Below are 12,631 nucleotides of genomic sequence, written 5' to 3'. Positions count from 1 at the left end.
GCGTCTACCTCAACTTCAGGGTGGCAAGGCCGATCAGCACCAGGATCACGGTGATGATCCAGAAGCGCACGATCACCCGTGGCTCGGGCCAGCCTTTGAGTTCGAAATGGTGATGGATCGGCGCCATGCGGAACACGCGCTTGCCGGTCAGCTTGAAACTGGCGACCTGGATGACCACCGACAGGGTTTCCATGACGAACACCCCGCCCATGATGAACAGCACGATTTCCTGGCGCACGGTCACCGCGATGGTGCCCAGGGCAGCGCCCAACGCCAATGCGCCGACGTCGCCCATGAACACTTGCGCCGGGTAGGTGTTGAACCAGAGAAAGCCCAGGCCCGCGCCGATCAGCGCGCCGCAGAACACGATCAGCTCGCCCGAACCCGGCACATAGGGAATCAGCAGGTATTCGGCGAACTTCACGTTGCCCGACAGGTAGCAGAAGATGCCCAGCGCACCGCCGACCATCACCGTCGGCATGATCGCCAGACCATCCAGGCCGTCGGTGAGATTGACCGCATTGCTGGAGCCGACGATGACGAAATAGGTCAGCACCACGAAGCCGATGCCCAGCGGGATCGTCACGTCTTTGAGGAACGGTACGATCAGCGTGGTTTCGACGCTGGTCGGCGCCGTTTGATAGAGGAAGATCGCTGCGCCCAGACCGAATACCGATTGCCAGAAGTACTTCCAGCGGCTTGGCAAACCGCGCGAGTTCTTCTCGATGACCTTGCGGTAGTCGTCGACCCAGCCGATGGCGCCGAACAGCAGCGTGACGATCAGCACCACCCACACATAGCGGTTGGACAGGTCGGCCCAGAGCAAGGTACTGACGCCGATGGCCGAGAGGATCAGCGCACCGCCCATGGTCGGGGTGCCGGACTTGGACAGGTGCGACTGCGGCCCGTCGTTGCGCACGGCCTGGCCGATCTGGCGCATTTGCAGGGTACGGATCATCCAGGGCCCGAGCCACAAGGACAGCGACAACGCGGTCAGCACCCCGAGAATGCCGCGCAGGGACAGGTACTGGAAGACCGCGAAGCCTTTGTGGAACTGTTGCAGATACTCGGCCAACAGCAGCAGCATTAATGTTTCTCCCCGCTGGAACCGCACAGTGCCGCCACGACGTTTTCCATCGCAGCGCTGCGCGAACCCTTGATCAAAATGGTGGTGTTGCCGGTGGCCTGGCCGCGGACGGCCTCGATCAGCTCGGCTTGAGAAGCGAAGTGGTGGCCGTTGTGGCCATACGCATCGACGGCATGTGCCATGTGGCTACCCACCGCGTACAAGGCGTCAACCTTGCCACGGGCGTAGGCGCCAACCTGGCGGTGGCCTTCCTCGGCCCACTGCCCCAACTCGCCGATATCCCCTAGCACCAGGACGGTGCGACCGGAAAAGCCGGCGAGTATATCAATGGCTGCGCACATCGAGGTGGGATTTGCGTTGTAGGTGTCGTCGATGACGCAGGCACCGCTGGGTGCCAGTTGCGCCACGGTGCGGCCCTTGACCGGTTGCACGGCATTCAGGCCCTGCGCGATGTGCGCCAGGCTCACGCCCAAGGCGTGCGCGGCGGCGGCGGCGGCCAAGGCATTGCCGACGTTGTGCACGCCGAGCAGGTTCAGTTGTACGGGCACGCTGCCTTGAGCACCATGCAGGGTGAAACCCGGGCAGCCACGGGCATCGCGGTCGATGGCACTGGCGTGGAAGTCGGCGGCGGCGTTGCTCAGGGCGAAGCTGAGCACCGGGTGGCTGCCGGCGCGTGCATGCCAGATGGAGTAGGCCTTGTCGTCCAGATTGAGCACGGCGATACCGCCCTCGCCCAGGCCTTCGAGAATCTCGCCCTTGGCCTCGACGATCTTGTCCGGGCCGCCGAACTCGCCGACATGGGCGGTGCCGGCGTTGTTGAGGATCACCACGTGCGGCTGGGTGAGGCCCACCGTGTAGCGAATCTCGCCCAGGCGCGAGGCGCCCAGCTCGATGACCGCGGCGCGATGTCGTGGCGCGATCTCCAGCAGCGTCAGCGGCGCGCCCAGGTCGTTGTTGAGGTTGCCGCGGGTCGCCAGCACTTCGCCACGCGTACGCAGGATGCTGGCGAGCATTTCCTTGACCGTGGTCTTGCCGCTGGAGCCGGTGATGGCCACCACCGGCTGGGTGAACGCGGCGCGGTTCAGTGCACCGAGCTGCCCAAGGGCCAGACGGCAGTCGGCCACGCGCAGTTGCGGCAAATCGATGCCCGGCACCTCGCGCTCGACCAAAGCGGCGACCGCGCCCTTGGCCTGGACGTCGGCCAGGTAGTCGTGGCCGTCGAAACGCGGCCCGGTAAGGGCGACGAACAACTGCCCAGGTACGACCGAGCGGCTGTCGATGCTCACGCCGTCGAAGCGCGCATCGGCGCCCAGAAGCGAGGCTTGCAACGGCTCGACCAATTGGCTGAGGGTCATGGCCTCAAGCATGTTGCGCTCCCCACTGGGTCAGGGCCTGTTCGGCTTCTTTCAGATCGGAGAAGTCGTGGCGTTGGCCGGCGATCTCCTGATAGTCCTCATGCCCCTTGCCTGCCAGCACCACGACGTCGTCGGCGCCGGCAGAAGCGATCAACTGGGCGATGGCCAGGCCGCGACCGTCGATGAACTCGACCGCCTCTAGGCGACTGAAACCTGGACGGATGTCGTCGAAGATATGTGCGGGCACTTCATGGCGAGGGTTGTCGTCGGTGACCACCACGCGGTCCGCCAGGCGCTCGGCCACTTCGGCCATCAACGGGCGCTTGCCGCGGTCACGGTCGCCACCGCAGCCGAACAGGCACAGCAACTCGCCGCGGACATGCGGGCGCAGGGCCGTGAGCACTTTGTCCAGGGCATCCGGCGTATGGGCGTAGTCGACCACCACCAGCGGCTTGTCGCCACCGCCCAAGCGTTGCATGCGGCCTACCGGGCCTTTCAGTTGCGGGACGGCCTCGAGGATTTCGTCCAACGCATAATCCAGGGCCAGCAAGGTGGCCACGGCGGCCAGGGTGTTGCTCAGGTTGAAGCGGCCCAGCAGTTGGCTGCGCAGGGTCCGCTCGCCTTGGGCAGTGACGAGGGTGGCGTGCACGCCGTCGTCGCTGAAGGTGGCAGCGCGGCAGTACAGCGAGGCGCCGGGCTGTTCCAGGCTGTAGCTGATCAGACGGGTTTCGATGAGCTCGCGACCGGGCATGGCGGCGAAATCGGCGGCCAGCCGGCGTCCGAAGTCGTCGTCCAGATTGACCACTTGGCAGCGCAGCCCCGGCCAGGCGAACAGCTTGGCCTTGGCGGCCTCGTAGGCGTGCATGCTGCCGTGGTAGTCGAGATGGTCGCGCGACAGGTTGGTCATCACTGCAATGTCGAACGCCAATGCGGCGACACGGCCCTGGTCGAGCGCGTGGGACGAGACTTCCATCGCCACGGCGCGGGCGCCGGCTTTCTTCAGGTCGTACAGCGTGGATTGCACCGCGATCGGGTCGGGCGTGGTCAGGCGGCCGCTTTGCAGATCGCCGTGGAAGCCCGTACCCAAGGTGCCGATGAGGCCACAGCGTTGACCCAGCAGATCGAGCGCCTGGGCCACCAGCTGGGTGACGCTGGTCTTGCCGTTGGTGCCGGTCACGCCGATCAGGTCCAGCTGACGGCTGGGTTCGCCATAGAACCGCCCGGCGATTTCCGACAATTGCGCCACCAGGCCCTTGACCGGGATCAGCGGCACCTCGGTGAGCGGCAGCACTACCGAACCCTGCTCCTCATAGGCCACCGCCGCCGCACCGCGGGCCAGCGCGTCGGCGATGTGCGCGCGGCCGTCGAGTTTGGCGCCCGGCACGGCGAGAAACAGATCGCCAGGGCGTACCTGGCGGCTGTCGAGGGTCAGTTCGCGGATCAGCGGATCGTGGCTGGCGTGGGCGAATAATTTGCTCAGTGGCATCGTCATCATCCACGCCCTCCTTTGGCGGGTACTGAACTGGCTTGCTGTGCATCGGTCGGCGGCGGCAGGTTGTCTGGCGGTACGTTCAGCAGGCGCAGCGTGCCGGACATCACCTTGCTGAACACCGGCGCCGAGACCAGGCCGCCGAAGTAGCCGCCCTTGCTCGGTTCGTCGATGACCACGACGATCGCGTAACGTGGATCGCTCATCGGACCGAAGCCTGCGAACAGGGACCGGTAGGCGTTCTCGGTGTAGCCCTTGGAACCGACGGTGGCCTTACGCGCGGTCCCGGATTTGCCGGCCACGTGATAGAACGGCACCTGGGCGCGGTAGACGCCGCGTGGCGCCTCGATCACTTGCTGGAGCATGCCCTGGATGGTCTCGGCAGTGGCCTTGGGCACCACTTGGGTGGCTTCGGGCTCCTTGTCGAGCTTGAGGATCGACAGCGGCACCATCTTGCCGTCGTTGGCCAGGGCCGCGTAGGCATGCACCAGTTGCAGGGCCGTCACCGACAGGCCATAGCCATAGGACAAGGTCGCGGTTTCGGCCTTGCGCCACTCGCGGTGGTTGGGCAGGTTGCCGACGCGCTCGCCCGGGAAGCCAAGGCCGGTGTACTGGCCAAGGCCCAGCTGGGACATGACCCGGTAAATCGCTTCGCCGCCGATGTCGAAGGCGACCTTGCTCATGCCGACGTTACTGGAGTTGATCAGGATGCCGGTCAGGTCGAGGATCGGCCCTTCGCTGCGCGATACGTCCTTGATGGTGTAGCGGCCGATCTGCAAGCTGCCGGGATAGACCTCGACCTTGTCGGTGGGCTTCCAACGGCCGCTTTCCAGAGCTGCGCTCATCGACAGCGGCTTGACCGTGGAGCCTGGCTCGAACACGTCGATGATCGCTCGGTTGCGCATCGCCGAGGGGAACATGCTGCGACGGTTGTTGGGGTTGTAGGTGGGCTGGTTGACCATCGCCAGCACTTCGCCAGTCTTGACGTCCATGATCACCAGGCTGCCGGCCTTGGCCTCCTGTTCGGCGATGGCGTTGCGCAGCTCGCGGGTGGCCAGGTATTGCAGGCGCAGGTCGATGGACAAGGCCAGGGTCTTGCCGGCCTTGGCGTTCTTGGTCACCTGCACGTCCTTGATCAGCCGGCCGCGACGGTCCTTGATGACCTGGCGCTTGCCCGGCACACCGGCCAGCCATTCGTCATAGGCCAGCTCCACACCTTCACGACCGTGGTCGTCGAGGTCGGTGAAACCGACCATGTGCGCGGTCACATCGCCTGCCGGATAGAAACGGCGGAACTCTTCCATGCCGTAGACGCCCGGTACCTTCAGGTCGAGCACCTGCTGCCCCTGCTCGGGCGTTAGGCCGCGGACCAGGTAGATGAATTCCTTGTTGGCCTGCTGGGTGAGGCGCTCGATCAGTTGCTGCGGGTTCTGCCCCATCACCGCGGCCAATTGCGGCCAGCGGTCCTTGGCCGCCTGCATTTCCTTGGGGTTGGCCCACAGGGTGGTGACCGGCGTACTGACGGCCAGCGGCTCGCCGTTGCGGTCGGTGATCAGACCACGGTGCGCGGGAATGGGGATGTGGCGCAGGCTACGGGCATCGCCCTGGCCTTTGAGGAAGTCGCGATCGACCACTTGCAAGTCGATGATGCGCCAGCAAATGGCGCCCACCATCACGGCCAGCAGCGCGATCACCACACGGAAACGCCAGGGGTAGAGCGCACCTTCGAGTTTCATCATGGCGCGATCATCCGTACTTCGTCGGCGGCGGGCACGCGCATCTTCAATTGCTCGCTGGCCAGGTTCTCGATGCGGCTATGGGCAGTCCAGGTGCTTTGCTCGAGGATCAGACGCCCCCACTCCGCCTGGGCCTTGTCGCGGTCGTTGAGCTCGCCGTACAGCGTGTTGAGCAGCTGACGGTTCCAATGTGCGCTGTAAGACACGGCGATGGCCGAAACCAGCACGCCGATGAATAACAAGAGCATGAGGAAGCTGCCGCCAGGCAGCGGTTTGGCGAAAAGCTTGCTCACCGCAACTTCTCCGCAACGCGCATCACGGCACTGCGCGAACGCGGATTGGCCTTGAGTTCGGCTTCGGAGGCGAACTGCGCTTTCCCGACCAGACGCACGCGCGGTTCGAACACCTTGTGCTGTACCGGCAGATTGCGCGGCAGGTTGTCGGCCTCGCCTTTAGCCAGCTTGCGCATGAAGAGTTTGACGATGCGGTCTTCGAGCGAGTGGAAGCTGATCACCACCAGGCGCCCGCCGACCTGCAATGCATCGAAGGCGGCTTGCAGCCCGGTTTCGAGGTCACCCAACTCATTGTTGACGTGGATGCGCAATCCCTGGAACGCCCGGGTAGCGGGGTTCTTGCCTTTCTCCCAGGCAGGGTTGGCGACCTTGAGCACTTCGGCGAGGTCTGCGGTGCCGGTGAACGGCTGCTTCTCGCGACGCTGCACGACGGCTCTGGCCATGCGGCGCGCGAAACGCTCTTCGCCGTATTCCTTGAACACGCGGGCGATTTCTTCTTCCTCGGCCTGGGCGATGAAGTCGGCGGCGCTCATCCCCTGATCGGGGTTCATGCGCATGTCCAACGGGCCGTCGTTGAGGAAACTGAAGCCACGTGCAGGGTCGTCGAGCTGCGGCGAGGATACGCCCAAGTCCAGAAGCACGCCGGACACCTGGCCTTGCAGACCCTGGGTGGCGATTTCGTCGGCCATCTCGGCAAAGCTGCGCTGCACAATGACGAAGCGGCCATCTTCGGCCGCCAGCGCTTGTCCTGTGGCAATTGCCTGAGGGTCTTTGTCGAAGCCGAGTAGATGCCCCTGCGGTCCGAGCCTGCTGAGCACCAGACGGCTATGCCCACCCCGGCCGAAAGTGCCATCGACATAGCAACCGTCGTCGCGCAGGGCCAATGCTTCGACCGCTTCGTCGAGCAGCACGGTGATGTGGTTGAAGCCGCTTTCTTTAGTCACAGGATCAGGTCACGCAAATCGTCGGGCATGGCGCCAGGTTGTTGAATAGCTGCGAGATCGGCGGCTGAAACGTCGTTCCAGGCTTGTTCGTCCCACAACTGGAATTTGTTCAGTTGCCCCACCAGCATCGTCTTCTTGTCGAGCCGGGCGTATTCGCGCAAACGCGGTGGCACTAGAAAGCGCCCGCTACCGTCGAGTTCCAGATCCACCGCATTGCCGATCAGCAGACGCTGAAGGCGGCGGTTCTCTTCACGCAACGAAGGTAAGGCGCGTAATTTGGTTTCTATCTGTTCCCATTCGTCGAGGGGGTAAACGCACAAGCATGGGTCGGCGGCATCGATGGTGATGATCAGTTGGCCATTGCTTCGCGAATTCAACTCGTCACGATACCGACTCGGCATAGCGAGCCTGCCTTTGGCATCGAGGCTGACGGCATTGGCTCCGCGAAACACGAGTGAGAATCCTCTGATTCTTGGCTAGATGATGGCAAAAAACCCACTTTCTCCCACTTTTCGCCACTTGCGCACACTATAGGAATCCGCCCGCTGCACCGTCAAGGCGCGTTCATACGGAAAACCCTTAGAGCAAGGCGATTTAGCGTACAAAAGGAAGAGGGAAAAACAATCCAAGGTGCTTAGGCGCGGCAAAAATCCGTTCAACTCAAGCAGATAGCGCGTCGAGTTAAAGGGTTTTGTGAAAATTAAGATTTTTTCGGCATTACCGATGTGTAGTCTGCCGTCGGTCGATGGCAGGAAAGGAGGTGGAGAGTCGGTCTGTAAGCCGGGTTCTGTCGAGGACAGTCATTCCTCTACGACGGCCATCACTGGACGCCTTTAGCAACCTACCCGGTTCCGACGCGGGCCACGCCATAAGGAACCCTATTTGGTCTTGCTTCGAGTGGGGTTTACCTAGCCACGAACTGTTGCCAGCCGTGCGGTGCGCTCTTACCGCACCTTTTCACCCTTACCGGTACCGAAGTACGTAGGCGGTTATTTTCTGTGGCACTTTCCGTAGGCTCGCGCCTCCCAGGCGTTACCTGGCACTCTGCCCTATGAAGCCCGGACTTTCCTCCCCCCTCTTTTGCGGAACAAAAGAAGGCAGCGACTGTCCAACCGACTCTCCGCCGCCAAGGGTAACGGCAGAGCGCCTTGACCACAAGCGACATCGCGTCCGATATCGGTTTGCCGTCACTGATCCTTGTGCAACGACAACGCAAATTGATACAGCACGTTCTTGCGCACGCCGGTGATTTCGGCCGCCAGCGCCGCCGCCTTTTTGAGCGGCATTTCGGCGAGCAACAGGCCCAGCACCCGCTGCGCCTGCTTGTCGACCAACTCGCCCTCCTGCGGCGCGCTCCAGCCGCCGACCAATACCACGCACTCCCCACGCTGCTGGTTGGAATCGTCCGCGACGAACGCCCGCAACTCGCCCAGCGGCAGACTGCGGATGGTTTCGAAGGTCTTGCTGATCTCGCGCGCCAGTACTGCGGGACGCTCGTCGCCGAAAATCGCCTGCATGTCTTCCAGGCATTCGAGGATACGGTGCGGGGCTTCGTAGAAGATCAGGGTGCGTGGCTCTTCCTTGACATGCTCCAGGCGCGTGCGCCGGGCGACCGCCTTGGCCGGCAGGAAACCTTCGAAAATGAAACGGTCCGAAGGCAGCCCGGCGGCCGACAGCGCGGCGATCAGCGCACAGGCACCCGGTACTGGTACCACGGGAATACCTGCCGCACGCACCTGACGCACCAGGTGGTAACCCGGATCGGAGATCAAGGGCGTACCGGCATCTGACACCAAAGCCACGTCATCGCCTGCCAACAGGCGCTCGAGAAAACGCCCGCCTTCGTTGCGCTCGTTGTGCTCATGACAGGCCGCCAAGGGCGTGCCGATCCCGAAATGCTGCATCAGGCGGATGGAGTGCCGGGTGTCTTCGGCGGCGATGAGCGCGACATCGGCCAGCACCTTCAGGGCGCGTGCGCTCATGTCGTCGAGATTGCCTATGGGCGTGGCGACCACGTACAACGTGCCCACCTTGGATTTCCTCGCCTCTGCCGCATCGGTCACTGCACTCACCCACTCATCTGGAACAAAAGCGCCATTGTAGCGCGAGCGCTCGCAATGATACGCAACGAAGTTGGTCTACACCCTACGAAACGCCGCCTATATTGATGCGTGCACTTATGCGACATCGCGCCCCGGCCACCGCTTGGGTACAATTGCCGTCCACCTAGACCATGTAACAGGATCCTTCCATGATCGCTTGTCTGCGGCTGCTCCCAGCCTTGTGCCTCGCTGCTCTGCTCGCAGCCTGCGCCAGCTCGCCCTCATCCAATCTGGGCGAATTACCGCGCACGCCGGATGCCAGCATCGAGCAGTTGCTCGACAAGGCCAGCGCCAGCAAATCGGCCGAGGACACCGCCCTGCTGCGCCTGAGCGCCGCAGACCTGGCCTATCAACAGAAGGACTACCCACGCGCCGCAAGCATCCTGGCCCAGGTGCCGCTGGACTCGCTCAAACCGGCCCAGCAGATCTTCGCCAGCACCCTGGCCGCGGAACTGGCGATGAGCCGCAACCAGCCCAAGGCTGCGGTGCAAGCGCTTGCTCACCCGAGCCTGCAACACCTGGGCGAATTGCCACAGGCGCAGCAGGTGCGCACTTACAGCGTGCACGCCGCAGCGTTCGAAGCCGACGGTCAAACGCTCGCCGCCGTCGAGCAGCGCGTGCTGCTGGCGCCCCTGCTCAAGGAACAGGCAGCCGACGCCAACCGCGACGCGATCTGGAACTTGGTCGCCTCGCTGCCGGCCGAGCAGCTGCAGCCTGCCGCCAACCCCACGGTCTCGGGTTGGACCAGCCTAGCCCTGGCGGTGAAAACCGCGGGCACCCTCGAACAGCAGCAAGCCGCGATCGAATCCTGGCGCCAACAGCACCCTGAGCATCCAGCGGCCGCGCAACTGCCAACGCCCCTGCTCAAGCTCAAGGAACTCGCCAGCCAACCGCTGACTAAAATCGCTCTGCTGTTGCCCCAGGAAGGTCCGTTGGCGAACGTGGCCAAAGCGCTGCGCGATGGCTTCATGGCAGCCCAGGCCCAGGCCCGACAGAGTGGCCAGCAGGCACCTGACATCCAGGTGTTCGACAGCTCGCGTGTAAGCTCGCTCGACGACTTCTATCGCCAAGCTCAAGCCGCCGGTGCGCAACTGGTGGTCGGCCCGCTGGAAAAGCCCTTGGTCAAGCAAATGGCCGCCTACCCCAACCTGCCGATTACCACCCTTGCCCTGAACTATGCCGACGCCGGCCAGAAAGCGCCTGCCCAGCTGTTCCAGTTCGGCCTGGCTGCCGAAGACGAAGCGCGTGAAGTCTCGCGCCGCGCCCATGCCGACGGCCTGACCCGCGCAGTGGCCCTGGTACCTACCGGTGAGTGGGGTGACCGCGTCCTGGCGGCCTTCCGCCAGGACTGGGAAAACAATGGCGGCACGCTGCTGGCGGCCCAACGCATCGGCCAACCGGTAGAACTGGCCGGGCAGATCGCCCAACTGCTGCAACTGCGGCAGAGCGAAGGCCGTGCACAGAGCCTGCAAAATGCTGTCGGTGGTGAAGTGGCCGCGCAGCCTTCGCGCCGCCAGGACATCGACTTCATCTTCCTGGCCGCTACACCGCAACAAGCCCAGCAGATCAAGCCAACCTTGAACTTCCAGTACGCCGGCGACATTCCGGTCTACGCCACCTCGAACCTCTACAGCGCCAGCGGCGACGTCAACCAGTACAACGACTTGACCGGCGTGCGCTTCTGCGAGACGCCCTGGCTGCTCGACACCAGCAACGCCCTGCGCCAGCAGGTCGTGCAGCAGTGGCCACAAGCCGCTGGCAGCCTCGGCCGCCTGTATGCCATGGGCGTGGACGCCTATGCGCTGGCGCCGCGTCTGGGCCAGCTCAAGGCCTTGCCGGACAACCGCATCCAAGGTCTGTCCGGTAGCTTGAGCGTCAACGACAATCAGCGCATCGAACGCCAACTGCCATGGGCGGAATTCGCCGGTGGGCAGGTCAAGCGCCTGCCCGATACACCACGCTGATGAAGGCACCTCTTGCGTGCGCAGGCCAAGCGGCCGAGTCCCATGCCCTGCACTGGCTGCAAGGGCAAGGCCTGCAGCTGGTGGCGCGCAACTGGAGGTGTCGCGGCGGCGAGCTTGATCTGGTCATGCTCGACGCCGATACAGTAGTATTCGTCGAAGTCCGCTATCGGTTGCATGCCAGCCATGGCGGTGCCCTCGCCAGCATCGATTCGCGCAAGCAACGAAAGCTGGCACTGGCGGCAAATCTGTTTCTGCAACAAGAATCCCGTTGGGCCACCTACCCTTGCCGCTTCGATGTCGTCGCGATGCAAGGTAGCGGCCATGCCGGTCAGCCGCTGCAATGGCTGAAAAACGCCTTCGACTGCTGAACCTGATTCGATTATTCAGCTCTATGTTTCGCGGGCAGTGCCTAGTTGCGCCGCGCGCCGGCCACCGCCCCTTTTAAGGTCACACCCGATGGACATGCAATCCCGTATCTGCCGGCTCTTCCAGGCCAGCATCGACATCAAGCAACAGGCCATGGACGTCCTGGCACCGCATATCGAGCATGCCAGTCTGGTCATGGTCAATGCCTTGCTCAACGAGGGCAAGATGCTCGCCTGCGGCAACGGTGGCTCGGCCGGCGATGCCCAGCACTTTTCGTCAGAACTGCTCAACCGCTTCGAGCGTGAGCGTCCGAGCCTGCCTGCCATTGCGCTGACCACCGACAGCTCGACCATCACCTCCATCGCCAACGACTACAGCTACAACGAAATCTTTTCCAAGCAGATCCGCGCCCTGGGACAACCCGGCGACGTGCTGCTGGCCATCTCCACCAGCGGTAACTCGGCCAACGTGATCCAGGCGATCCAGGCCGCGCACGACCGCGAGATGGTGGTGGTCGCCCTGACCGGGCGCGACGGTGGCGGCATGGCCTCGCTGTTGCTGCCCGAGGATGTGGAAATCCGCGTACCGTCCAACGTCACCGCACGCATTCAGGAAGTCCACCTGCTGACAATCCACTGCCTGTGCGACCTGATCGACAGCCAACTGTTCGGGAGTGAAGAATGATCTCCAAGCGTCTGGGCCTGGCGGCCCTCACCCTCTGCCTGGGCATCTCAGGCTGCAGCTCCATCGTGTCCTCGGCACGCAACTCGCCCATCGACGACGACCGCGGGACGCGAACCATCGGCAGCAAGATCGACGACTCGCTGATAGAAACCAAGGTTTCGGTGAACGTCGGCAAGGCCAGCCCCGACCTCGACAAAGGCTCGCACATCGTCGTCAGCAGCTATAACGGCGTGGTCTTGCTGGCAGGCCAGACACCACGCGCCGACCTCAAAGCCTTGGCCGAGCAAACCGCCAGCCAGGTGCAGCGGGTCAAACGCGTGCACAACGAGCTGCAAGTCATGCAGCCCTCTTCAATCCTGGCGCGCAACAACGATGCGTGGCTCACCACCAAGATCAAGACACAGATGCTTGCCGACACCAACGTGCCAAGTTCGCGCATCAAGGTGATCACCGAAAACGGTATCGTCTATCTGCTGGGCCTGGTGACCAATGGCGAAGCCACTGCGGCCACCAACGTCACGCAGGGCGTGTCCGGTGTGCAGAAGATCGTCAAGCTGTTCGAATACATCGACTGATCAAGCCCCATGAAAAAGGCGATCCCTGCGGATCGC

The 12,631-nt window shown here is 63.4% G+C and carries 12 protein-coding genes and 1 other RNA gene; 4 read left to right on the top strand and 9 right to left on the bottom strand.

Annotated features, from left to right (window positions below; translation table 11 throughout):
- Window positions 1–4: 4 nt before the first annotated feature.
- The 9 genes from mraY to rsmI form a co-directional block, all read right to left on the bottom strand.
- Window positions 5–1,087 (bottom strand): phospho-N-acetylmuramoyl-pentapeptide-transferase, encoded by a 1,083-nt coding sequence (gene mraY, locus AA0Z93_RS11815; RefSeq protein ID WP_413048768.1) that lies wholly within the window; start codon window positions 1,085–1,087, stop codon window positions 5–7.
- Window positions 1,087–2,454: a UDP-N-acetylmuramoyl-tripeptide--D-alanyl-D-alanine ligase gene (locus AA0Z93_RS11810; RefSeq protein ID WP_413048769.1), complete on the bottom strand. Its 1,368-nt coding sequence runs from the start codon at window positions 2,452–2,454 to the stop codon at window positions 1,087–1,089. The genes mraY and AA0Z93_RS11810 overlap by 1 nt, the downstream gene beginning before the upstream one ends.
- Complete coding sequence (locus tag AA0Z93_RS11805; protein ID WP_413048770.1) at window positions 2,447–3,937, bottom strand: UDP-N-acetylmuramoyl-L-alanyl-D-glutamate--2,6-diaminopimelate ligase; 1,491 nt, start codon at window positions 3,935–3,937, stop codon at window positions 2,447–2,449. The genes AA0Z93_RS11810 and AA0Z93_RS11805 overlap by 8 nt, the downstream gene beginning before the upstream one ends.
- Window positions 3,934–5,667: a peptidoglycan D,D-transpeptidase FtsI family protein gene (locus AA0Z93_RS11800; protein ID WP_413049020.1), complete on the bottom strand. Its 1,734-nt coding sequence runs from the start codon at window positions 5,665–5,667 to the stop codon at window positions 3,934–3,936. Before AA0Z93_RS11800 ends, AA0Z93_RS11805 begins: the two co-directional genes overlap by 4 nt.
- Complete coding sequence (gene ftsL / locus AA0Z93_RS11795) at window positions 5,667–5,960, bottom strand: cell division protein FtsL (RefSeq protein WP_413048771.1); 294 nt, start codon at window positions 5,958–5,960, stop codon at window positions 5,667–5,669. The genes AA0Z93_RS11800 and ftsL overlap by 1 nt, the downstream gene beginning before the upstream one ends.
- Window positions 5,957–6,904: a 16S rRNA (cytosine(1402)-N(4))-methyltransferase RsmH gene (rsmH, locus tag AA0Z93_RS11790; protein ID WP_413048772.1), complete on the bottom strand. Its 948-nt coding sequence runs from the start codon at window positions 6,902–6,904 to the stop codon at window positions 5,957–5,959. The genes ftsL and rsmH overlap by 4 nt, the downstream gene beginning before the upstream one ends.
- On the bottom strand, window positions 6,901–7,356 hold the full coding sequence (mraZ, locus tag AA0Z93_RS11785) for a division/cell wall cluster transcriptional repressor MraZ (protein ID WP_313739215.1): 456 nt from the start codon (window positions 7,354–7,356) through the stop codon (window positions 6,901–6,903). The genes rsmH and mraZ overlap by 4 nt, the downstream gene beginning before the upstream one ends.
- A gap of 308 nt (window positions 7,357–7,664) precedes the next feature.
- Window positions 7,665–8,024: RNase P RNA component class A (rnpB, locus tag AA0Z93_RS11780), an RNA gene on the bottom strand.
- A 67-nt stretch (window positions 8,025–8,091) separates the two neighbouring features.
- Window positions 8,092–8,967 (bottom strand): 16S rRNA (cytidine(1402)-2'-O)-methyltransferase, encoded by an 876-nt coding sequence (rsmI, locus tag AA0Z93_RS11775; protein ID WP_413049021.1) that lies wholly within the window; start codon window positions 8,965–8,967, stop codon window positions 8,092–8,094.
- A gap of 188 nt (window positions 8,968–9,155) precedes the next feature.
- Between rsmI and AA0Z93_RS11770 the strand changes: the two genes are divergently transcribed.
- The 4 genes from AA0Z93_RS11770 (at window position 9,156) to AA0Z93_RS11755 (ending at window position 12,595) form a co-directional block, all read left to right on the top strand.
- Window positions 9,156–10,970 carry a penicillin-binding protein activator gene (locus AA0Z93_RS11770; protein WP_413048773.1) on the top strand — a complete coding sequence of 605 codons (1,815 nt, stop codon included), beginning with the start codon at window positions 9,156–9,158 and terminating at the stop codon, window positions 10,968–10,970.
- The gene (locus AA0Z93_RS11765; protein WP_413048774.1) at window positions 10,970–11,338 is read left to right on the top strand and encodes a YraN family protein; all 369 of its coding nucleotides are present in this window, start codon (window positions 10,970–10,972) and stop codon (window positions 11,336–11,338) included. The genes AA0Z93_RS11770 and AA0Z93_RS11765 overlap by 1 nt, the downstream gene beginning before the upstream one ends.
- Before the next feature lie 88 nt (window positions 11,339–11,426).
- Window positions 11,427–12,020 carry a phosphoheptose isomerase gene (locus AA0Z93_RS11760; RefSeq protein WP_413048775.1) on the top strand — a complete coding sequence of 198 codons (594 nt, stop codon included), beginning with the start codon at window positions 11,427–11,429 and terminating at the stop codon, window positions 12,018–12,020.
- Window positions 12,017–12,595, top strand: a complete 579-nt coding sequence (locus tag AA0Z93_RS11755; RefSeq protein ID WP_413048776.1) for a BON domain-containing protein — start codon at window positions 12,017–12,019, stop codon at window positions 12,593–12,595. The genes AA0Z93_RS11760 and AA0Z93_RS11755 overlap by 4 nt, the downstream gene beginning before the upstream one ends.
- Window positions 12,596–12,631 lie beyond the last annotated feature (36 nt).

This window comes from Pseudomonas phoenicis, assembly GCF_047302395.1.
Classification (GTDB): domain Bacteria; phylum Pseudomonadota; class Gammaproteobacteria; order Pseudomonadales; family Pseudomonadaceae; genus Aquipseudomonas.
The sequence above is the reverse complement of the archived record's forward strand: the minus strand, read 5'-3'. Positions and strand labels throughout refer to the sequence as shown.

Bases quoted from the DNA above. Each gene is read 5' to 3' on its own strand.
- mraY (WP_413048768.1), bottom strand. From the start codon at position 1,087: ATGCTGCTGCTGTTGGCCGAGTATCTGCAACAGTTCCACAAAGGCTTC.
- AA0Z93_RS11810 (WP_413048769.1), bottom strand. From the start codon at position 2,454: ATGCTTGAGGCCATGACCCTCAGCCAATTGGTCGAGCCGTTGCAAGCC.
- AA0Z93_RS11805 (WP_413048770.1), bottom strand. From the start codon at position 3,937: ATGATGACGATGCCACTGAGCAAATTATTCGCCCACGCCAGCCACGAT.
- AA0Z93_RS11800 (WP_413049020.1), bottom strand. From the start codon at position 5,667: ATGAAACTCGAAGGTGCGCTCTACCCCTGGCGTTTCCGTGTGGTGATC.
- AA0Z93_RS11770 (WP_413048773.1), top strand. From the start codon at position 9,156: ATGATCGCTTGTCTGCGGCTGCTCCCAGCCTTGTGCCTCGCTGCTCTG.
- AA0Z93_RS11765 (WP_413048774.1), top strand. From the start codon at position 10,970: ATGAAGGCACCTCTTGCGTGCGCAGGCCAAGCGGCCGAGTCCCATGCC.
- AA0Z93_RS11760 (WP_413048775.1), top strand. From the start codon at position 11,427: ATGGACATGCAATCCCGTATCTGCCGGCTCTTCCAGGCCAGCATCGAC.
- AA0Z93_RS11755 (WP_413048776.1), top strand. From the start codon at position 12,017: ATGATCTCCAAGCGTCTGGGCCTGGCGGCCCTCACCCTCTGCCTGGGC.